The organism is Anoxybacillus sp. J5B_2022, assembly GCF_026847645.1.
Taxonomy (GTDB): Bacteria; Bacillota; Bacilli; order Bacillales; family Anoxybacillaceae; genus Anoxybacteroides.
Map to the genome: position 1 here is coordinate 1 of NZ_JAPSMC010000050.1, position 20,559 is coordinate 20,559.

Annotated in this window: 21 protein-coding genes, 1 other RNA gene, 1 pseudogene and 1 riboswitch; of the genes and pseudogenes, 1 reads left to right on the plus strand and 22 read right to left on the minus strand. The window is 43.5% G+C overall.

The window, feature by feature from the left end; genetic code table 11:
* Positions 1-155: 155 nt before the first annotated feature.
* The 11 genes from M4I42_RS12760 to cysK all read right to left on the minus strand — a co-directional run bounded on the left by M4I42_RS12760 (position 156) and on the right by cysK (position 11,056).
* On the minus strand, positions 156-629 hold the full coding sequence (locus M4I42_RS12760) for a putative toxin-antitoxin system toxin component, PIN family (RefSeq protein ID WP_268852514.1): 474 nt from the start codon (positions 627-629) through the stop codon (positions 156-158).
* A complete protein-coding gene (locus tag M4I42_RS12765) occupies positions 610-762 on the minus strand; it encodes a hypothetical protein (protein WP_268852515.1) in 153 nt (50 codons plus the stop codon). Before M4I42_RS12765 ends, M4I42_RS12760 begins: the two co-directional genes overlap by 20 nt.
* A 612-nt stretch (positions 763-1,374) precedes the next feature.
* On the minus strand, positions 1,375-2,514 hold the full coding sequence (locus tag M4I42_RS12770) for a THUMP domain-containing class I SAM-dependent RNA methyltransferase (RefSeq protein WP_268852516.1): 1,140 nt from the start codon (positions 2,512-2,514) through the stop codon (positions 1,375-1,377).
* 11 nt (positions 2,515-2,525) lie between these two features.
* Entirely contained in the window at positions 2,526-4,223 is a 1,698-nt protein-coding gene (locus M4I42_RS12775) for a putative bifunctional diguanylate cyclase/phosphodiesterase (RefSeq protein ID WP_268852517.1), read from the minus strand.
* Between the two features lie 197 nt (positions 4,224-4,420).
* Positions 4,421-4,814, minus strand: an RNA gene (gene rnpB / locus M4I42_RS12780) — RNase P RNA component class B.
* A gap of 81 nt (positions 4,815-4,895) precedes the next feature.
* On the minus strand, positions 4,896-5,192 hold the full coding sequence (gene gpsB / locus M4I42_RS12785; RefSeq protein WP_268852518.1) for a cell division regulator GpsB: 297 nt from the start codon (positions 5,190-5,192) through the stop codon (positions 4,896-4,898).
* A gap of 68 nt (positions 5,193-5,260) precedes the next feature.
* Entirely contained in the window at positions 5,261-5,797 is a 537-nt protein-coding gene (locus M4I42_RS12790; RefSeq protein WP_268852519.1) for a DUF1273 domain-containing protein, read from the minus strand.
* Between the two features lie 59 nt (positions 5,798-5,856).
* Positions 5,857-6,090, minus strand: a complete 234-nt coding sequence (locus M4I42_RS12795; RefSeq protein ID WP_268852520.1) for a spore coat protein — start codon at positions 6,088-6,090, stop codon at positions 5,857-5,859.
* 328 nt (positions 6,091-6,418) lie between these two features.
* Positions 6,419-7,654 carry a ribonuclease H-like domain-containing protein gene (locus tag M4I42_RS12800; RefSeq protein WP_268852521.1) on the minus strand — a complete coding sequence of 412 codons (1,236 nt, stop codon included), beginning with the start codon at positions 7,652-7,654 and terminating at the stop codon, positions 6,419-6,421.
* On the minus strand, positions 7,644-9,926 hold the full coding sequence (locus tag M4I42_RS12805; RefSeq protein ID WP_268852522.1) for a DEAD/DEAH box helicase: 2,283 nt from the start codon (positions 9,924-9,926) through the stop codon (positions 7,644-7,646). The genes M4I42_RS12800 and M4I42_RS12805 overlap by 11 nt, the downstream gene beginning before the upstream one ends.
* A 206-nt stretch (positions 9,927-10,132) precedes the next feature.
* Complete coding sequence (cysK, locus tag M4I42_RS12810; RefSeq protein WP_268852523.1) at positions 10,133-11,056, minus strand: cysteine synthase A; 924 nt, start codon at positions 11,054-11,056, stop codon at positions 10,133-10,135.
* A 258-nt stretch (positions 11,057-11,314) separates the two neighbouring features.
* Here cysK and M4I42_RS12815 point away from each other — a divergent pair, with 258 nt between their 5' ends.
* The gene (locus M4I42_RS12815; RefSeq protein WP_268852524.1) at positions 11,315-12,442 is read left to right on the plus strand and encodes a histidine kinase N-terminal domain-containing protein; all 1,128 of its coding nucleotides are present in this window, start codon (positions 11,315-11,317) and stop codon (positions 12,440-12,442) included.
* 11 nt (positions 12,443-12,453) lie between these two features.
* Here the strand turns inward: M4I42_RS12815 and M4I42_RS12820 are convergent, their stop codons facing one another.
* The 11 genes and pseudogenes from M4I42_RS12820 to M4I42_RS12870 all read right to left on the minus strand — a co-directional run.
* Entirely contained in the window at positions 12,454-13,149 is a 696-nt protein-coding gene (locus M4I42_RS12820) for a thermonuclease family protein (RefSeq protein WP_268852525.1), read from the minus strand.
* 219 nt (positions 13,150-13,368) lie between these two features.
* Positions 13,369-13,929 (minus strand): YitT family protein, encoded by a 561-nt coding sequence (locus M4I42_RS12825; RefSeq protein ID WP_268852526.1) that lies wholly within the window; start codon positions 13,927-13,929, stop codon positions 13,369-13,371.
* A 105-nt stretch (positions 13,930-14,034) separates the two neighbouring features.
* Entirely contained in the window at positions 14,035-14,208 is a 174-nt protein-coding gene (locus M4I42_RS12830) for a twin-arginine translocase TatA/TatE family subunit (protein ID WP_268852527.1), read from the minus strand.
* Between the two features lie 80 nt (positions 14,209-14,288).
* The gene (thiE, locus tag M4I42_RS12835; RefSeq protein ID WP_268852528.1) at positions 14,289-14,954 is read right to left on the minus strand and encodes a thiamine phosphate synthase; all 666 of its coding nucleotides are present in this window, start codon (positions 14,952-14,954) and stop codon (positions 14,289-14,291) included.
* A 10-nt stretch (positions 14,955-14,964) separates the two neighbouring features.
* On the minus strand, positions 14,965-15,771 hold the full coding sequence (thiD, locus tag M4I42_RS12840; protein WP_268852529.1) for a bifunctional hydroxymethylpyrimidine kinase/phosphomethylpyrimidine kinase: 807 nt from the start codon (positions 15,769-15,771) through the stop codon (positions 14,965-14,967).
* 14 nt (positions 15,772-15,785) lie between these two features.
* Positions 15,786-16,595 carry a hydroxyethylthiazole kinase gene (thiM, locus tag M4I42_RS12845; protein WP_268852530.1) on the minus strand — a complete coding sequence of 270 codons (810 nt, stop codon included), beginning with the start codon at positions 16,593-16,595 and terminating at the stop codon, positions 15,786-15,788.
* 92 nt (positions 16,596-16,687) lie between these two features.
* A riboswitch (TPP riboswitch) is annotated at positions 16,688-16,797 on the minus strand.
* Between the two features lie 52 nt (positions 16,798-16,849).
* Positions 16,850-17,863, minus strand: a complete 1,014-nt coding sequence (locus tag M4I42_RS12850; protein ID WP_268852532.1) for a glycosyltransferase family 2 protein — start codon at positions 17,861-17,863, stop codon at positions 16,850-16,852.
* The gene (locus M4I42_RS12855) at positions 17,856-19,544 is read right to left on the minus strand and encodes a DUF6044 family protein (RefSeq protein WP_268852531.1); all 1,689 of its coding nucleotides are present in this window, start codon (positions 19,542-19,544) and stop codon (positions 17,856-17,858) included. The genes M4I42_RS12850 and M4I42_RS12855 overlap by 8 nt, the downstream gene beginning before the upstream one ends.
* 148 nt (positions 19,545-19,692) lie before the next feature.
* Positions 19,693-19,980: a BMC domain-containing protein gene (locus tag M4I42_RS12860; protein ID WP_328284624.1), complete on the minus strand. Its 288-nt coding sequence runs from the start codon at positions 19,978-19,980 to the stop codon at positions 19,693-19,695.
* Positions 19,981-19,993: 13 nt separating this feature from the next.
* Complete coding sequence (locus M4I42_RS12865; protein ID WP_183250872.1) at positions 19,994-20,260, minus strand: EutN/CcmL family microcompartment protein; 267 nt, start codon at positions 20,258-20,260, stop codon at positions 19,994-19,996.
* Positions 20,261-20,272: 12 nt separating this feature from the next.
* Positions 20,273-20,559 (minus strand): annotated as a pseudogene (locus M4I42_RS12870) (hypothetical protein); the annotation flags it as partial.

The window sequence follows — 20,559 nt, forward strand, 5'->3', positions numbered from 1 at the left end:
TCTACAAAATATCCTAATTTTACTCCCTTTTTAACATGTCTACATTTGTCCGCAGGTTTGCACTCATTTCCCACCTATACTACTTACCACCATACAATACATTATATAAATATATAATCATATACTTATATAAACACAAAAATAAAAAAGCCATCTTAAGACGACTGAATTTTTATCTCTCCATGTTCTTCTTCATATTGTTTTATAAAATTTTCTGATGTATATACTTTTAAATGATCAAATTCTCTTTCATGCAAACCATGTTTCATATCGTCAGTTATTAAATAATCTGCATTACCTGCAATGGCGCATTTCAAAAACATATCATCATATTTATCGTTAGATTTTTCAATTTCAACATTCATCGTATTAACTGATAATGAATGATAAAAAAGTTCTGCAATACTTTTTAACAATATAATCCTATCAGACACACAATCAATGTTATGACGAGCAAAATTTTTAACCAAATAAATCAATTCACCAATAGTATCCTGAGCGAAGAGAAGTCTTATCTTTTTATTTTTTACTAATTCCAATATTTTTTCGCATGCTATAGATTCTTCGAACCAAGCCGCAATAAAAATATTTGTATCAAGAACCGCTGTTTTAATGTTGTTTCTTTTCATACTTTTTAATGCCTAAAGACTTCCTCGCTTCAGCAGGCGTTAAACCCTTTTTCTTCATATTCGTTCGAATGATCGATTTTATGTCGTCCATAAATGATAATTTTTCACTATCATTTCTTTGAGCAATCGCCATATCCTTCTCCTCCTTATCACACATACACTACACCTCCCTTAAGAGGTTAGTATATGCTTATTTTAAGGAGATTATACCACAAAATTCATTTAATTTGCATCAATATATCGCTAATCTCCTATGAAAATGAATCATTTCCTTCAAAAAAATCCAAAAAAATACGTTGTTTATTCGCAAATCTAACTCCAAATAAATAAGCACCCGATTTATTCGGATGCTTTAATTAAATCGTTTCACTAGTGTTGATTATCCATTATTTTACTAAAAAACATAGAATCATATGGCTGAACATAAGCTTTTCTGTCTTTTCCTCGAACAAGAACGCCGGCGGGCAAATGTAATTTGCCCGCAAAGCGTTCATTGTTCGAGGAGGGCATGCTGTGCGCATGCCCAGTCGGCAAACGGTTCGTTTGCCGACAACGGCAGAAAAGCTAGGAATAGAGCGATGTCAACTGGTTTTTATTGGTTAATCAACACGCCCGCTCTTTTTTCTGTGAAAATAACGGGTTCATGAACGGTTATTTTCATGCTTGGGTGGCGAGCAAAACTTGCTCATGGATGTTTTATTGTGTAAAAAACACACTTTCGTGCGAAGAAAGTGTGTTTCACTTATCACTGTTCCTTTTTCGGTGGGCGCGGGCCCCAATATTGATAATACTGCGTTTCGATAAAGCCATTAAACAGCTTCCGGCGTTTTGTCGCTAGTTTGCCGTAATATTTTTCAAATTCTTTATGGGCAGTTAAGATGTAAATCGACCAAGTATGTAACGCCGAAAATGTTTCCCCCATGTCTTCATACATTTTTTCAACTTCTTTCCGCTCGCCAAGCCGCTCTCCGTACGGCGGGTTGCCGACGATGACCCCGTATTGTTTTTTCGTCGTAAAGTCTTTCACTTGCATTTGCTTAAAGGTAATGAGATCGCCAAGCCCGGCTTCCAATGCGTTTTCTTTCGCGATTTCCACCATGCGGTGATCGATATCAAAGCCAGAAATATCGAGCGGCTGATCGTAGTTCGCAACATCCTCCGCTTCTTCGCGAGCCAATTCCCATTTGCGTTGACCGATCCAGTCCCACTGCTCGGAAACAAAATCGCGGTTAAATCCAGGCGCGATGTTTTGACCAATAAGCGCCGCTTCAATCGGAATCGTTCCCGAGCCGCAAAACGGATCGACAAACGGTCGATCCGGCGTCCAGTTCGTCAATTGAATGAGCGCGGCAGCTAACGTTTCTTTAAGCGGAGCTTCGCCTTGCGCCACGCGATAACCGCGCTTATGAAGACCAGCACCGCTTGTGTCGATCGTCAATGTCGCGATATCTTTATGGAGCGCGACTTCGATGCGATAGAGAGGTCCTGTTTCCTCGAACCATGACACGCGGTAATGCTGCTTTAAGCTTTCAACGATTGCTTTTTTAACGATCGCTTGGCAATCGGATACGCTAAATAACTGCGACTTCACCGATTTTCCGATGACCGGAAACTCCGCATGAACCGGAAGATAATCCGCCCACGGAAGCGCTTTCGTTTGCTCGAACAGCTCCTCAAACGTCGTCGCTTTAAACTCTCCGATTTTGAGCTTGACGCGGTCCGCGGTGCGCAGCCATAAATTCGCGCGGCAAACCGCCAATTCGTCCGCTTCAAACGTGACTTTACCGTTATCTACGGTACATTCATAGCCAAGGCGCCGCACTTCATCGGCGACAATCGATTCAATGCCCATCGCCGCTGTGGCGATAATTGTAAGTTTGCTCATATTGACATCTCCTATTCTGTATTCCATTCCCGTAAAAATTGCTGCAACTCATCAAACAGAAGCGGCTTCGAAATATAATATCCTTGGGCGTAGTCACACCTTTGTTCTTTTAAAAATTTATATTGCTTTTCCGTTTCGACCCCTTCGGCCACTATAGAAAGGTTTAAACTATGACCCATCTCAATAATGGCCTTCACAATCGATGCTTCCCCTCGATATGAAGATAAATGACGGATGAAACTTTGGTCGATTTTTAACGTATCAATCGGAAAGCGATGCAAATAGCTTAATGAAGAAAACCCTGTTCCGAAATCGTCAATGGCGATTTTGATTTGTTTTTGCTTCATCTGCACGAGCCGCTCGATGGCGAATGGCGCATTCGGCATTAGCGTGCTTTCTGTCAATTCTAACTCAAGATAACGAGGATCAACAGCTGTTTTTTCAAAGATACGATCAATTGTTTTAACGAATTCATTTTGTAGAAAATGAACGGCTGAAATATTGACGTTCATTTTTAGCTTTGGATACGCAAGATGTAATTGTTTTAACTGCCGACATGCTTCTTCTAGCACCCATTCGCTCATGGGTATAATGAGTCCCGTTTCCTCGGCAAGCGGAATAAAGGCAGCGGGAGAAACAAGTCCGCGCTCAGGATGTTTCCAGCGCACTAACGCTTCAACTCCGGAAATTTGATTGGTACGGAGATCGAGCTGAGGTTGATAGTACAATAACAACTCCCCACGCTCCAACGCTTTGTGAAGGTCGTTTTCTAACACCAAATCTTGCTCATCGCTGCCATGCTCGTAACTGTTATATAATTCAAAACGGTTTTTTCCTTTCTTCTTTGCGCTATGCATCGCGCGATCGGCATTGCGGATGAGCACTTCAACATTTTTGCCATCATGGGGGTAAAAACTAACTCCTATACTTGCTGTGACATATATATCTTGGCCCTCTATAGAAAACGGAGCTTTTAGCACGTCAATGATCATTTTCGCTATTTGGGCGGCCTCACGAATATGTTTGAGATTAGGAAGAATAATGACAAATTCATCTCCTCCAAATCTTGCGAGCGTATCTTTTTTTTGCAAAATCCCCTTTAAGCGTTGAGCCACCTTCTGCAACAACGAATCTCCAGCATGGTGACCTAGCGTGTCATTCACATATTTAAACCGGTCTAAATCTAAAAACATCAAAGCAAATAGTTGCCGGTGCTGGCGAGATGTTTCAATCAAATCCTCCAACCTTTTCGTAAATAAATAGCGGTTTGGCACGCCCGTCAACATGTCGTAGTGCGCAAGCCTCTTTAATTGTTCTATATTTCGTTTTTGCATCGTAATGTCAGAGAAAATGGCCAAATAATGACTCACATTCCCTTGCGGATCTTTAATCGCATGAACGGTCAGCCATTCTAAAAACAACTCTCCGTCCTTTCTTTTATTCCATATTTCCCCTTTCCAAACACCGTTCTCAATAATGGCTTTCCACATGTTTTTGTAAAACGCTTTATCATGCAGCCCAGATTGTAAAAACCGCGGATTTTGGCCAATGATTTCTTCTTGATGATAACCGGTTACGATCTCGAAAGCCGGATTCACCCACATAATATTTCCTTCCCGATCTGTGACCATAACCCCTTCATTGATATGTTTCATAACCTTGTTAGCAATGTTTATAAATACGATTTGCTCTAATAGCTTCGAGCCCATGCCGCTTCATCTCCTCTTCGGCTTCACCATGTGAAAAACAATAATGGCTTCAAAACAAAGCCATCATAAATAAGATGCTTATATCATTTTATACTATTTCTTTTCTCTTTCATTCAAGCGATATTTTGTGACACGTTTTTGACAAAAAAAAGACTCTCTATAAACCGAGAGCCCTTTTTCTTTCGGCATTAATAATGTTCTGTAAGCCATGTTTTGTTCCTTCGTACTACAAACGGCTTGTCGCCTCGTACTCCGGCGGTAATCATCTATCTACAGATGAGCTCGTCATCTGTCCTTCCCTCCGTTCATTTCCTTCGGGAAGGTGCCCCTACCATCATTTGGGTTTCTCGCTCGTGGGGTTTACCGCGTTCCACCCCTAAGGTTTCCCTTAGAGCTCCGTCACTGTGGCACTTTCAGGGTAATCGAACCATATCCGTAAGGACGTAGGTTCTTTCCCCGCCGTCAGCCCAGCCTTGCGCCAGACTGCCCTAGCTTATTGTTTCGCTAGGCACGAACACTACGGGCATCTCAGCACCGTGCGAGCATGGACTTTCCTCTACGACAGAGATGTCGCAGCGATTACCCGAACATTATTAATACCGTTATGTCTGCAACATGTAGTATAGTCGATTTTGCTGTTCACTGCAATGGGAATTTTTTCGCGTATGTACATTATTCGTACAGTTTGTTTCCAAACACGTGTTTTTCAAGATTGGACAAGCGCTGCAAAATATCAAAATTCGTCGTTCCTACCGGCATCATTTGCCGTTTTTGCAGTTCCTCCACTTGGCGTTTCAACCGCATATTTTCTTGTTGTAACTCTTCAATTTCCTGATGGAACGCTTCGTAGTCTTTAATAATCATGTCTAAAAATTGATCGACTTCGTCTTGGTTATACCCGCGCATACTTACTTTAAATTCCTTTTCCAAAATGTCTTTCGCTGTTAATTTCACACGACCTGCCAACATCGTTTTCACCCCTATTCCAATCCGCTATCCTTTCCTTTATTTTTTCAGAAAGTCGAGCGATTGTCAATTTACCATTGTTCCTCTTCTACGATCGCTTGCAAATCGGCAAACGAAATCGAAAAAATCGGGTAATGTTCTTTTTTCTTGGCCATGTGGAACATAAATTTCGGCGTGCCTTCTCTTTCTTCGTCATAAACGATTAGCAGCCCATCGCTTTTGGCAAGGATGAACTCGTTTTTCAGCCGAAACTGTGTGGGGGTTTCGTATGGCCGCTTCGTAATATAGTCAAAAAAATCGGCTTGAGAAACGATGAGTTCGTAATATTCGCGATTTTCTTCCTTCCACCGCTCTTCTTGATGCAAAAATGGCGCTAACACCGCCAACTGCAAATGAGGGTACACTTCCTGCAATTCATACACCACTTCCGCCGCCCACAGCTCTACCCCTAATTGGCCGCTAATCACAACCCACTCCAATCCTTCCTCTAAAAGCGCAATAAGACGTTTTTCGATCGCTTTTTTGATATAAGCAACCGCCGGATGATCGTTTGTAAAAATATTCAGTTCATGCGGTTTATAACCTGTCACCGCTAACACTTTTAACAACGCCTTTTCCTCCTTACAAGAAAACAGGAACTGAGATTCAGTTCCTGTTTTCTCACCACTTAATAGCCCCACGGCATCGGTGCAGGGCCACCGCAAAAGAATTGCTGGTTCGCTACTTCATTCACTACCGATTCGGTGTGCGGGAAATAGTGTTGATGTTGGTAAAGATGATGGTTTACATGCGTCGTATGGGACGGATGGATATGTGGCACAATCGTTGCTTGGAAATGATGTTGCACACAGCATTTTGGTGGATGAACAATTGGTGCCACAACATGTGGTCTGCAATGCATATACATCTCTCCTTTTGTCATAAGCTGTTTGACAATACTAGCCTATGATGAAAGGAGCGGACACGTACTAGTATATATACCCATTTTTATAAAGCATCCGTCATGTTAAATTTGTGAACACGACAACCGTTAAACCGACAACGACAAAAAACAAATATAAAATTTTTTTATACATGCTTTTCACGGCTTGTCTCCCCATCCATCGCTTTTTATACGTTCCATTCACAACATATAATTGTACACATTCTTCGATTTTTCTACAAGTTTCGCTTCGAAAAAATAAATTTTCTGTATTTTCTGTCGTATTTTGCGCTTTCCAAGGAAATAGTTATTTGTTTATTTTCCGTTCAAGTCTTTCGAGCCGTTTCAGCAATTCGTGCGGCGATTCGTTGGATCGATGGGTGCGAGCGATCCCTTTCCACGCACGATACGCTGTCTGCGCGTATTGATACGCCCGTTCCGGCTGCCGGAAAAGATGTTCATATATTTTCGCTAATTCGATGGCCGCTTTGACGTTCCATACGTCATGGCCACTTTGCAGTAATTCTTGCCAAATTGCAATCGCTTCGTCGTATTTTTTTTCTTTTTTGTAAATGAGCGAAAGATTCCATTTAGCTTTCGCCGCTTCCTGCTCATTGCCCTCGGCTACTTGTTTGTATACTTTTTTCGCTTCGCCTACTTCTCCGATGGAATCAAACCAGCGCGCCATTTCGAACTGCTCAGTGGTGTGGTCGATTTCTTGAGCCTGTAAAATTTGCTTTGAAAGATGAATGTATAACACAATGAGCGACAGCACATCCATTTCATTGTGCTTCAATACTCCAGCAATCCCATCTGGATGTTTGGATGAAAGAAAATCAAAATACATCATCGGTGCTAAAAAGCCAGGAATATCTTCCGTCCGTTCCACCCCGAGAATCTCTTTTTCCACGTGAGCTAACCGGACGGACTCGAGCCGATATTTCCATATTCTTCGCGCGGCATGATACAAATCAAAGTGTCCGAACGAAGGCAGTTTCGGTACAGTGTCGCGAATAAGCGTGTGGCGCGTTTTGACTACCGGCCAATCAAACGCTTTTCCGTTATAGGTGACGAGCGTCGTGTAATCGACTTCCGACAAAAAGCTTTGATAAAGCGCCACTTCCGCGCCTGGATAAGGTAAAAAGTGCTGCCGTACGACTACGCGGTCATCATATACGCGGGCATGGCCAAGCAAAAAAATAGTATTTCCTGCCCCACTGCCTAATCCTGTCGTTTCTGTGTCAAAGAAAAACAGATCACTTACGTCATGTCCTTTGCTTGAAAGTGGGTGGGAAAGATGAGCTTGTTGCCACATCTGGTGAACATCATGTAGCTCGCCGAGCCGATAGTTGCCGTGACGATCGTCTATCGAATACATGACTTCGCGAACGAAGCAATAGTCACCGTCAAAAAAGAATGGCTCGGCGTTCAGATCACGCCATCGCTCTAAATAAGGAATGACTGTTTCCTCTTCGCGTTCGCAAATCGACGGCTGGGTGGATATATGACCTTTTAGCCTTGCGAGTTTTTGTTTAATTGACATCTTGTTCAATCCTTCCATCAGTCAACATCCCCATTAAACGAAGCGCATCGCTTTTCGCGTGATAGGTTCCTACATCTGTGCCGATGCAAGATGGGCATCCAGATTCACACGGACAACGCTCGATGATTTGTTTCGCTTCCTCTAGCACTTGTTCCATCACATGATATAACGCATCGCTCAACCCGATACCGCCCGGATAGCGGTCATAAAAGAAAATCGTCGGTTGTTCGTTATGCACCGCTTTCACTTGGGCGACGACATGCAAATCAGACGGGTCACACATGACAAACAACGGCGCAACACATTGAAGGACGTGGGCAACACCTAACAATCCTTGTTCGATGCGCTCGTCGTTCCAATGATTCAGTGATTCCCGTTTGAGACTGATCCATGTAGCGTTTGTATGCAATTCTTCTTCCGGTAAATAAATCGGCCCTGATCCGATATTTTCGTGTGTTTCTAATTTCATTTTTTTAAAAATCGTTGCTTTCGCTAGCACCATCACATCGCCAAATCCGATTTCGGCAGCGGTTGTTTCTCGCTTGCGGTCTTCTTCCAATACTTTGAGCTCGACCGCGAGATTCGCATCGGTAAAATATTCGACATCGACTTGCCGGACATACGCTTTTTTCTCTTCCCAATCGAGCTTTTCGACTTGATATTGCACGCCTTGGTGCAAATAAATCGCTTCTTCATGGAGAAGCGTCATCGCGCTAAAGCGATCCATTTCACCAATCACGCGATGCGCTCCTGTTTCGGAAATATCGATAATAACGACATTTTCTTGCGAAGCAGAGCGTAAGCTAATCGTATGGGCTGGGAAGGAGTCACTCATCCAGTACCATTTTTCTCCTTTCCGATAAAGCACGCGCTCGTCCGCTAAAAATTCCAAAATCTCTTCTACGTCGACGCCATCGAACGTTTCGCCTTGACGAAACGGCAGCTCGAACGATGCACATTTCATGTGGTCTGCTAAAATGACGAGGTTATCCGGATTTAAACGGGCCGTTTCCGGGCTTCTTTCGAGAAAATATGAAGGGTGCTGAATGATATATTGATCCAATGGGCTTGAACTTGCGACGATCACAACGACCGACTCTTCTTGTCGCCGCCCGGCGCGCCCTGCTTGTTGCCATGTGCTGGCGATCGTGCCCGGGTAGCCCGTGATGATGCACGCTTGTAATTGCCCGATATCGACGCCTAACTCGAGCGCGTTCGTGCTTACGACCCCACGAATTTCCCCGTTTCGCAACCCTTTTTCAATCGCCCGGCGCTCGCTTGGCAAATAGCCGCCGCGATAGGCACGAATCGATGTTTCCCCAAACTCGTATTTTACAAGTTGCTTCAAGTACGAAAGCAAAATTTCGACCCGAACACGACTTTTCGCGAATACAATCGTTTGGATGTGATTTTTGAGCAGTTCAGCTGCGAGTTCCTTCACTTCCAATGTAGCACTTTTTCGAATGTTCAACGCTCGGTTAACAACCGGCGGGTTATAAAAGACGAAATGTTTTTTTCCGGACGGTGCGCCGTTTCGGTCAATCAGCACCATTTCGTTTCCGGTTAGCGTTTCCGCTAGTTCCTTCGGATTGGCAATCGTAGCCGATGTGCAAATAAATTGCGGTTCACTTCCGTAAAACCGGCAAATTCGTTTTAACCGGCGAATGACGTTTGCGACATGGCTGCCGAACACCCCGCGATACGTATGAAGTTCATCGATCACAACAAAACGCAAATTTTCAAACAAGGCGACCCATTTCGTGTGATGCGGCAAAATTCCTGAATGTAGCATATCGGGGTTGGTAATGACAATATTGCCTGCTTTCCTTACCTTTTGACGAATGGTCGGCGACGTATCTCCGTCGTACGTATCGCAATAAATCGTCGTCTCCATTTCCCCAATGATCTCATTTAAGGCGCTTTTTTGATCCTGTGCGAGCGCTTTTGTCGGAAATAAATAAAGCGCCCGCGCTTCCGGACGATGAAGCATCGTTTGTAAAACGGGCAAATTGTAGCACAACGTTTTTCCCGATGCCGTCGGCGTGACGGCTACAACGTTTTTTCCTGCTTCTACCGCTTCGTATGCTTCTTTTTGATGCGTATATAAGGAAGAAATGCCTCGCTTTTGTAATGCATGCTTTAAAAGAGGATGAAGCGACTCGGGAAACGGAACGGTTTTAGCTTCCCTTTCCGGAATTGTATGCCAATGAACGACATGTTCATTTTTCTTCCATTCCTCGACGATCTCTTGCAATGTTTTTCGTTTTTTCAACAATGTTGCTCACCTACCTATGTTTTATTTTAGAGAAGAGCCGTTCGTTTTCAAAGAAAAAATGCACGAAAAACCGTGCATTTTTTCATTCAAGCTTATATAGTGATTGCTCCTCAAACGTGAGTATTTAGCAAAAAACGACAAAAACGATATGGGTAGATATCACAAAACGGCTACCTTTTTTAAATAGTAGCCGTTTTTCGTGATTAACCTTCAAACAAATCGGACGACAAATATCGCTCGCCGGAATCTGGAGCTATGCAGAGAACACGGGCGGATGGCGGCATACGTTTCGCTATTTCCACAGCATAATGGGCAGCGGCACCGGCTGAAGCGCCGACGAAAATGCCTTCTTCTGCGGCCAAACGACGCGCCATCGTTTGCGCATCCTCATCTTTAATTAACAAAATCTCATCGTAAATGTCGCGATTCAATATTTTCGGAATAAACCCGGGACCCGTTCCTGGAATTTTATGAGGACCTGGTTTTCCACCTGACAACACAGGCGATCCATATGGTTCGACGACATAAATTCGCAAGTGAGGAATGTGTTTTTTTAACTCTTCCCCTGTTCCTGTCACCGTTCCGCCCGTTCCGGCCGTTAACACAAAGGCATCAAGCTGTCCATCAAACGCCTCTAAAATTTCAATCGCCGTACTATGGCGATGGGCATCTGGGTTCGCTTTGTTTTCAAATTGCATCGGGATAAAGCTATGAGGAATTTCCGCTGCCAGCCGATTCGCTTCATCAATCGCTCCTTGCATGCGAAGCGAAGCTGGGGTTAAATGCACTTCCGCCCCATATGCTTTTAAAATCTTCACCCGCTCGATCGTTGCATTATCAGGCATCGTAATGATGCAGCGATAACCTTTAGCCGCACATACCATCGCTAATCCGATTCCGGTATTGCCAGAAGTCGGCTCAATGATCGTGCTTTTTCCCGGTGTAATCTTTCCTTCCTCTTCGGCGCGGCGAATCATTTGAAATGCAGCGCGGTCTTTCACGCTTCCTCCTGGATTAAACGATTCAAGTTTGATATATACTTCCGCTCCGTTAGGGTCAGGAATTCGGTTTAATTTCACAACCGGCGTATTGCCGATTAAATCTAAAATAGAGTCGTATCGTTTCACAAACATCGCCAACCTTTGTCCAATGAGTCTCTATTGATTATAGAACTTTCAAGCTTTTCTTTCAACATTTCATACATGAATCTCCCTTACAAATAGACAAATACTGTGAGAAACTTGTGAAAAGTGATCAAAAAATTTTCGTATTTACCTCATTATGTATGTTATAACTACATTTTAGGTAATATTTACCTTTATTATTACGGTTGTTTCCTTTTATAATAGTATCATGTAATGGTGCAATAAACGAGGTGAATGAGTTTGGGGTCTTCAAGAGAAAAATTAATTGCATTTTTAGAAAAACATTTATCTGATTTTCTTGCGTATTGGAGAAAACATATGTATATTGCCGATGACGACAAATATATCGACCACGTCGAACGGAACGGTCTATCTGTCTTTCAATTAGTAAAAGAGATGTTAGGGAGCACGCTTCATCTCGATGACATTCGAGCGTTAGCAGAAAAAATCGCGAAACAACGAGCGGAAGCAAACATCAATATTGGTGAATTCGTATACAATACAAATCTTGGGCGCAGTTTAGTGATTCGGTACGCACTCCAGTCGGGGCTTTCGCTTGAAGAACTGCAACCTTTAATAGACGATATTAACTATTTGTTTGACCAGTTTTTGTTTTATGCCGTCACGAAATATACGGAGCTCAAAAATGCCGAAATTCAAGAAAAAAACTTACTTATCTCGCAATCTCATAAAGATCGGCTGACGTTGCTCGGCCAAATGTCATCCAGCTTTGTTCACGAATTTCGCAATCCGCTTACGGCAATTATAGGGTTTGTGCAGTTGCTTAAATTCGAGCATCCGAACTTAAAATATTTAGATATTATCGACCATGAATTGCAGCAGCTAAAATTCCGTATTTCGCAATTTCTTCATGCCTCAAGGAAAGAAACAGCAGAGCAACAAAAAGAAATCATTTTTTTAGAACAGCTATTAGAAGAAATTGTGGCGTTCTTATATCCGAGTTTTATCGAAGCAGATGTCGATGTTTCCACATCGATCGATCCGGAAGCAAGTGTCTTTGGGTATAAAGATCAGTTAAAACAAGTATGCATGAACATTCTCCTAAACTCGATTGAAGCGGTCAAAGAAAAAGAAAAGCCGCGCCAAATTCATGTTCACGTATCATCTAACGAAGAGGAGGTCCTTATGAAAATTTCGAATAACGGACCAATGATTCCCCCGGAAACCGTTCAAGCCATTTTCGAACCGTTTTTCACGACGAAAAAGCTCGGGACAGGAATCGGGCTTTACGTATGCAAAAAGATCATTGAAGATCATGACGGAAAAATTATGTGCACATCGGATGAAAAGATTACGTCGTTTTCGATTTCTTTTCCCTTAAAAAAAGGAAACTCTCTCCCAGTTTAGGAGAGAGTTATTTAGTGCGACGGCTTGCGAAATCCCGCTGCTTGCGCTTCTTTTTCCGTACAAAACATCACTTCCGCTTTTGTTGCGTTATATTGCGGACTACCAGGGACGTGATAAATTTTTTCTCCATTTTTTGTGATGTTTCCTTTAATCAACGGTTTCGGACAAGAGGCAGTGGCTTCGGATGGACGGACCGCTTCCTCACGAAATCCGTGATCCGTAGCATAATCTTCAATAGACCAAATGTTCAGTCGCTTTTTCCTCGCTTCTTCTTGAATGCGCCGGAATTCGTCTACATATTTCGTATTCGGTTCAAATACATAAGCAACGCGCGCATATCCTTTTTCCAATAGCAATTCATTTAACATCTTTTTTCCAATCCATACATACGCAAGCAAACGACCGTATTTATCCCGCTCGCGCACATCGAGTTCCAGCTCGACCTTCGTTCCCGGCGGCAATAACTTTTTCACATATTGGCTTGCTTCCGGCCCAAACGGTTGCACCGGCTTTGTCGGATGAACTGACTCTGGCGTATCTACTAAGAGTAGTCGCACCGTTTCTTCCCTTTTGCCAATTTGCACTTTCAATGTGTCCCCATCAACCACTCGCTCGACAGTAGCGGGCATTTTCGAAGGCGCTGACTGGCAGCTTGATAAAACAAACAAAATGAAAACAGACAAAAGATAAAATACGTATTTTCTCAATTTCCTCCCTCCTCTCATTATTATCGTATCGTATTCACTACCTGTCTGCTATCTTTCTATGAAGATAAAAATTAATGATCATTTATTTTCATTATCCTGTCGATGTTAAAGTGCCAATTTGCATATATAGGGAGATTTGTTAATCAACACGTATTAAAAAACTAACGTTAAAAGTGGAAACACTTTTGTGCCTGACATCCAAAAGAGCTTAGTCTGACCTCATTTTTTCGTGAGCATCGTCGTCACGATGCCGACGACTGTAACGACGATGAACGAGTTTAGAAAAGAAGTATTTGGAACAATTTGGCTTCCGATTGTAATGACCGCCATATCGATGAAAAAAATAATCACCCCGACATTCCAATTCGTCAGTTTCGCAATGAATTGCGCCAATAAATCCGTCCCTCCCGTACTCGTATCTTCCCTTAACATTAGGCCAATCCCCGCACCAACCAATATTCCACCTACCACCGAGCTTGTGAGCGCATCTAATGGAATAATGCCGCGCAACACAGAACTAATGTCAATCATGAGCGACGAAAACAACAGCCCGTGCAGACTATTATAAAAAAACGGCCGGTAATAAAACCAAGCAATGATATAAAGCGGCACGCTTAAACAAATGATCGTAGCCCCTACTTTCACGTTCCATATGTATTTGACAATTAACCCGATTCCAATGATTCCACCGTCCAATAAATGGTGCGGCACTAAAAACACGTTAATACCAATGGCCAACAACAGACTCCCCACTCCGATTGCTGCTGCCTTTTTGATCATGAGAGCCACCTCAATTTTTCGCTTTATACTAATATATGGGCAGCTGATCCCGACTTGTCTGTTTTTGTCCATAAAAAACAGCTTGGCGTCGAGCCAAGCTGCTGATTAATCATGTTTTTGCGCTTTTTGTTCTTCGTCGTCAATAATTCCTTTTGTCGCATTTTTAAATTCGCGCAACGTTTTTCCTGCGGCCTGTCCAAGCTCAGGCAATTTTTTCGGTCCAAAAATCAAAAGGGCAAAAAACACGATCAATGCGATTTCGCCAAACCCGATATTCATGTGATTCACTCCATGGATTCGTTTTATTTTCTATATCATTATAGCACAGACAAACGGAAGAGACCATTTTTTCTCGTTTTTCAATGATTGAATGCCTCACGAACGGCTCTAGCCAGCAGCTGTGCGCTTTCTTTCGGGGAGTCCGCTAAACTTACTGCGCTAATGACCGATACTCCATCGGCTCCGGCAACGATAACATCTCTCGCGTTATTAGGCGTAATACCACCAATCCCGACGATAGGAATAGCTATGCCTTGCTGGCGTAAATGCCGAAGCACTTCGACTCCTTGCGCTTCTTTCGCATCCGTTTTCGTGCTCGTTTGGAAAATCGGACCAACACCAAGATAATCGGCCCCTTGCTCAATTGCTCGTTTTGCTTCTTCCAAATTATGTGCAGAAACCCCTAGAATTTTGTCACCAATTTTTTCACGCACGATATCGGCCCGCTCATCTTCTTGCCCAATATGTACGCCGTCCGCATCAAGCGCAAGCGCTAAATCGACATCATCATTGACGATAAACGGGATGCCGTACTTGCGGCAAATCGCTTGCAACTCTTTGGCAAACGCATACTTTTCTGCACCGGAAAGAGCCCCGTGCCCTTTTTCACGAAACTGAAAAAGCGTAACTCCGCCTTCGATCGCTTCTGTTAACACTTCGAGCGGATTTTTTCGGCAGTTATTGCTTCCCATAATAAAATATACACGCAACTTTTCTTGCAGCTGTTCCGTTGAAATTCGTGCCACTGTCCATCACCTATGCAAAAAATTTCCTGCGATACGCCCAATGATTCGTCGGTCCGTGCCCATGTCCAATCCCTAATTCCTCTTCAATCGCTGCTTGAATAAAAGCTTTCGCTGTTTCGACCGCTTCTTTGACAGTACGACCTTTCGCAAGTTCCGCCGTTACCGCTGCCGCAAACGTGCAACCCGTTCCGTGTGTATGCGTCGTTTCGACGCGCTTGCTTGTGAAATACGAAAATTCATGGCCGTCATACAACAAATCAACCGCTTCTTCTCCCTCATCATCGTGGCCGCCTTTAATGACAACATGTTGCACGCCAAGATCATGAAGGCGCTTCGCCGCTTCCCGACGGTCATCTAGCGTATGAATCGTCATATTTGTCAACACTTCCGCTTCTGGGATGTTCGGAGTGACTGCCATCGCCAGTGGCAGTAAATACGTTTTTAATGCCTGAACCGCTTCTGCTTGTAAAAGCGGGGCACCACCTTTTGCGACCATCACTGGATCAACGACAAGCCGGCTAAAACCAAACTGTTTCACTTTGTTCGCAACCGCTTGAATAATATCAGCGCTAAATAGCATTCCTGTTTTGACCGCATCTGCTCCTAAATCCGTTCCGACAGATTCAATTTGCTTTTCAATCGCTTCCACTGGAAGCGGATACACTCCTTGCACGCCAAGCGTATTTTGCGCTGTCACCGCTGTGATCGCGGACATTCCGAACACTTGCAATTCTTGAAACGTTTTTAAATCTGCCTGAATGCCGGCTCCTCCACCGCTATCAGATCCGGCAATGGTCAACGCTTTATACACGTTCATCTTTCCACTTCCTTTTATTCGATATTTTCCATAGAACCGTAGCGAACAATGTCATCTGTTCCGATTTTCGCGAGCTGATTTAAAAAGGCGATTTGAAAGCTGCCTGGCCCTTTTTCCGCCGCCTCGTTTGCCGCTATTTCCGCTGCTACTCCGTAGCTTATAAGCGCGGATGTTGCTGCGTGTACAAAGTTTTTTTCGACCGCGGCAAACGCCCCGATGACGGATGTGACAAGGCATCCCGTTCCTGTTACTTTCGTTAAAAGAGGATGACCGTTGCGAATGAGGTAAGTCGTATTTCCGTCTGTGACGACATCCTCTTTGCCTGTGATGGCGACAACCGTCCGAAGCTGCTGTGCCGCCTTTTTCGCTAACGCGATGGTATCTCCGTTCCCTTCACCGGCATCAACCCCTTTAATCGTCCACTGTTCCCCGATCACATTAGCGATTTCTGCCGCGTTGCCGCGAATAATCGACACGTTTAGTTCGCGCACTAGTTTGCGAGCAGTTTCCGTACGATACGGAGTCGCCCCAGCCCCAACTGGATCGAAAACAACCGGAACGCCATGTTCATTTGCGGCTTTTCCAGCGATAAGCATCGCTTCTACTTCTGTTTCGTTTAATGTGCCGATGTTTAGCACAAGCGCTCCAGCAATTTTCGCCATATCCGCCACTTCTTCTTTTGCGTAAGCCATCACTGGCGAAGCGCCGATGGCAAGCAAACCGTTCGCTGTAAAGTTTGTGACGACGACATTTGTAATGTTGTGAACGAGCGGATTCGTTTGCCGCACGCTTTCTAAAGTTTTCACGACGTCTTGAATGTTCATTGCTTTCCTCCCCCGATCAGTTGTTCAAGTCCGCCAACGCACGGAATGTTTTTGAATATAAAAAATACACTTTGCGCATAGGCAAAGTGTACCCTTTTCTTTTTCACCTTCCCTGCGCTGGCATTATCCAACAGGTTCAAACGGTCAACGGCGGATTAGCCGTACTCTCAGCCTGCTTCCACAGGCTCCCGCTTCCATATTGATTTACAAGCACAGTCTACTCCTTCTTCAAAAAGAATGCAAGCGAAAAATCGTTACACTCGCTTCTTTTGATCTGTCATTTTCACTTCTTCACCAAAAAACGAACCTGGCATGGGCAAGTTAAATAAATCTAAATCAATAATATAGCGTGGCCGCCGTTTTGTTTCTTTGTAAATTTTTCCGATATATTCCCCTATTAAACCGAAGGCGATCAGCTGCAAACCGCCTAACAGCCAAATGGAAGTAATGAGCGATGTCCAGCCCGTTTGCGTGTGGCCTGTAAATTTTAAAAACAGAAAATACGCACCAAAGAATATGCTGATAAAAAAAGAAACAAAACCGACGAGCGAAATCAGCCGAATGGGCGTAATACTGAAAGAGGTAATGCCATCGAGTGCAAAAGCGATCATTTTTTTGAGCGGATATTTTGTTTCGCCGGCTAGCCGTTCTTTTCGGTCATAGGAAACAGTCGTCGAACGGAATCCGAGCAATGGGACGATGCCGCGCAAAAACAAATTCGCTTCCTCAAACCGTTCCAACTCTTCCACCGCGCGCCGACTCATCAGACGGTAATCGGCGTGATTGTATACAAGTTGAGCACCCATCGCCTTCATTAACTTATAGAATCCTTGGGCCGTATGGCGTTTAAAAAACGTATCCGCATCGCGCTTATTGCGCACACCGTAAACAATTTCATACCCTTCATGAAATTTTTTGACGAACTCACGAATGACCGAAACGTCATCTTGCAAATCTGCATCAATAGACACGATGCAGTCCGAGCGAGTCTTCGCAGAAAAAAGCCCGGCTAATAAAGCATTTTGATGTCCGGCGTTGCGAGCGAGCTTCACGCCCTTCACTTCCGAATAGCGCAAGCTTGCTTTATAAATCATCGTCCACGTTGCATCGCGACTCCCATCATCGATAAACAGCAAGGTGCTTTTGTTGGAAATAAGCCGTTCGGCAATAAGCTGTTCGCGTAACTCACGCAGTTGCCGAATCGTTTTAGGAAGAACTTCTTCTTCATTGTAACAAGGAATGACGATCGTCAAAACAGGTTCAGTTATCATGGGTGCCTCCTTTATGTACTACTTTGTATAAATAAATGTTCCATGCGGATTGTTTCGAGCGAAACACTTTGTCCAACGTTAGCCGATTGCGCGCTGCGTTTTCAATCGGAAGCGCAGAAAAAATGTAGCGCCCTCCCATTTCGTAAAACACGTCGGTGTTCAACTGTAAATGCTTTATTTTTTTCTTTGAATTTTTTTTAAACATATAACTTTTCCCTAGCTCCGCAACGAATATGTAACAGCGCCCTCCCCATTCATCAAAGTACTCGCGCAGCGTCGGATTTTTCGCTAGCTCAGGCGCGATGATTTGTCGAAACTGATGCTTATAGACAAGCGGATAAAAATTGTTATACGTATCGAGCGTATAAAACCCGTTGTATTGGGCGATGGCTGGGTGAATGCCGATGCTGGCCACGCGATAAGTCTCAACCGGAAGCCCGATATACCGTTTAATTTCCGCGAATTGTTTTTCCGCATAAAATTGTTGAAACGACGGTTTGTTTCGATAGATGATTTCTTCGTTAAACGCTGTCAATACAATGATTTGCGCCGCCAGTGCGATGAAGCCAATGTTTCGCCATGTTTTTCCTTGCTTCCATATGATTTTTAACGAAAGGGCAAACAAGACGTAAATGACCATCGGGCGCAAAAAGTGGTAGCGAGCGAAATTAAATTTGTCGAGAAGGTCAAACCGCTCCGTCAATGGAAGCCAGCCTTTATAAAACCAAAACGCATACCACATTGAAAGAACGAAGTTTAAAACGTGAAGAAACAAAAATGTTTTTTCTTGCCTCCACCATTTCTTTTTCCAGACGATATACAGCGCCAGCAACGTCACTGGCAAAATGACAAGCCCGTGTACGGTCATCACATGCGTATGACCGAGAATGTAGTTTTTGAACGTTAGCCGAACAGCACGCCAAAGCGATAAACGAGCATGAAAATATTCATCGCGGCTCGTCGGCTCTTCCGAAAATAAAAGCGAATGGACAAGGCGATACTCGATGGCCATATAGATCGACGCCATGTACACAATCGCCAATAAAAAACGGATGTTCCATCTTTTTTGGCGAATGGCATCGACAAGCCACCATATGCCCATCGCGCTGAGAAAAAAGAAAAAGCCGAGCACAAGACTTGAATAGAACGGCAACAACGTCAGCGCAACGTAGTTCACCCATGAACGCCCTCCGGCACGAATGTTTAAAAACGCCCATAACGCCAGCGGCATGCCGAGCGTGCTCAACATCCCGGATGGCCAAAACGGGGTTAACGCAAAAGCGAGCGATACTCCGATGCGGATCCACACCCACTCCGATGCTTGAATGACATGTTTTTTCAATAATAAATACATTCCGATAAACGCAAATACCCGCGTTATCGCTTGGCTGGCTCCGTAAGCGTAAATGGACGGTAGAAGCGCATGAAGCCAAACGATGCCGCTAAACTCTGTTCCGAACGCATTTCTCGGCAATCCATTAATGATTTGCGGAATGACCGCATGAAGAGGGCCGAACAACTCTCCGCTTTTTGCTAACACTTTGTACCACGCAATATTGGAGTCTAAGTTATCGTGCACGCGCATATGCGCATTCTCGCCTAAAATGAAATACGGCGACACAAACAGAGCGATTGCAAGGAACGAGAAGAATAGTAGTCGTTTTTCCGTTGTCGGCATTTCTTCTCCCCCTCGTCTTAAAAATGTCTTCCTTATTTTTTAACAAAAAGAGGAAAATATACAACAAAATTGTGAGATACCATCATTTGTTTCGATCTTTCATATATATAAGTTGCAATAAAGAATTTCCGATTTTTCGTTTCCGTTTTCATCTAAATACAAACCGATATGATATAACGTGGTGAAGTGATCCGCTGGATGTAAAACAAAATTTCAACTTATATAAATAACCTATTTCTACATTTGCTGATTTCGTAGCAATGTCGGCAGCAATAATAGCTGTCTCTGTAGGGGTAACCGTTAAAATCCCGATGGCTCCAGCATCATTTATCCCGAGACGGGTATACAACGACTCATCAGGGTTTGCAATGATATGAGCCAAGTTCAATTGCTTTCCTGGCACATACTCCTGAATTACACGCTCTTTTTTTTCCATCCCTTCCCTCCCTCTAGTGACGATATTCAAAAGAATCTACAATTCCCACAATAACTGCATCAACAGGAGAGTCTTTGTTAATTAGCACCCTAGCAGAACTCCCGCGTGAAACAATGACTGTTTCTCCTTGACCTGCTCCTATCCTATCTGCACATATAACTTGTGCGCCTGCATCTGTGCCGTCAGCATGAATAGGTTGAACAAGTAAAAGTTTTAAGTTTTCCATCCCTGACTCTTTTTGAGTGGCCCAGACACTTCCTATTACTCGCCCAAGAAACAAAGAGGATCACCTCTATACATATTTGACCTCGATCTGTTTTTCCAGTAACATATCCTTTGCTTTCGGGGTAATTAATGCTGTTTTTTTCATTATTAGTAAATCGTTTCTTTTCAATTGTGAATCAACCCATCCCGCAGTTAACACATTGCCGTGAAAATGTTTTTCTTTATTTATAGACCGCGATACTACTGAAATGCCTTTAATTTTTTCTAAAACGGCTTCGTGCAGCATCTCTTGTTTTATAAAAGTAATTCCCATTCTCTTTAATTCTTCCTTATATTGGATAAAAAGTTTTTGAT

Bases quoted from the DNA above. Each gene is read 5' to 3' on its own strand.
- gpsB (WP_268852518.1), bottom strand. From the start codon at position 5,192: ATGTTGGCAGGTCGTGTGAAATTAACAGCGAAAGACATTTTGGAAAAG.
- M4I42_RS12800 (WP_268852521.1), bottom strand. From the start codon at position 7,654: ATGTCAATTAAACAAAAACTCGCAAGGCTAAAAGGTCATATATCCACC.
- M4I42_RS12760 (WP_268852514.1), bottom strand. From the start codon at position 629: ATGAAAAGAAACAACATTAAAACAGCGGTTCTTGATACAAATATTTTT.
- M4I42_RS12765 (WP_268852515.1), bottom strand. From the start codon at position 762: ATGGCGATTGCTCAAAGAAATGATAGTGAAAAATTATCATTTATGGAC.
- M4I42_RS12795 (WP_268852520.1), bottom strand. From the start codon at position 6,090: ATGCATTGCAGACCACATGTTGTGGCACCAATTGTTCATCCACCAAAA.
- thiD (WP_268852529.1), bottom strand. From the start codon at position 15,771: ATGAACGTGTATAAAGCGTTGACCATTGCCGGATCTGATAGCGGTGGA.
- M4I42_RS12855 (WP_268852531.1), bottom strand. From the start codon at position 19,544: ATGCCGACAACGGAAAAACGACTACTATTCTTCTCGTTCCTTGCAATC.
- M4I42_RS12825 (WP_268852526.1), bottom strand. From the start codon at position 13,929: ATGATCAAAAAGGCAGCAGCAATCGGAGTGGGGAGTCTGTTGTTGGCC.
- M4I42_RS12770 (WP_268852516.1), bottom strand. From the start codon at position 2,514: ATGAGCAAACTTACAATTATCGCCACAGCGGCGATGGGCATTGAATCG.
- M4I42_RS12830 (WP_268852527.1), bottom strand. From the start codon at position 14,208: ATGAATATCGGGTTTGGCGAAATCGCATTGATCGTGTTTTTTGCCCTT.
- M4I42_RS12775 (WP_268852517.1), bottom strand. From the start codon at position 4,223: ATGGGCTCGAAGCTATTAGAGCAAATCGTATTTATAAACATTGCTAAC.
- thiM (WP_268852530.1), bottom strand. From the start codon at position 16,595: ATGAACATTCAAGACGTCGTGAAAACTTTAGAAAGCGTGCGGCAAACG.
- M4I42_RS12860 (WP_328284624.1), bottom strand. From the start codon at position 19,980: ATGGAAAAAAAAGAGCGTGTAATTCAGGAGTATGTGCCAGGAAAGCAA.